General features: G+C 77.0%; 1 pseudogene. It reads left to right on the top strand.

Annotated elements, in window-relative coordinates:
• Nucleotides 1–239, top strand: a pseudogene (locus AC0IY0_RS29000) (methyl-accepting chemotaxis protein); the annotation flags it as partial.

The following is a 239-nucleotide window of genomic DNA, read 5'->3' as shown; positions in this document are numbered from 1 at the left end:
GTCTCGGCCTCCGCCACCGAGCTTCAGGCAACCGCTGAGGCGCTGTCGGCCATGGCCGGCCCGACCTCGGCGCAGTCCGGCGCGGTGGCGGCCGCGGCCGAGGAGGCCGCCAGCAACGTCACCACCGTGGCGGCGGCCGCCGAGGAGCTCGGCTCGTCGGTCCAGGAGATCGGCCGCCAGGTCGACGGCTCGGCCAGCGCCTTCACCTCGGAGGCGACGACGGCGAAGCCGCGTCCGGC

This window comes from Methylobacterium sp. AC315, assembly GCF_979253755.1.
The sequence above is the reverse complement of the archived record's forward strand: the minus strand, read 5'-3'. Positions and strand labels throughout refer to the sequence as shown.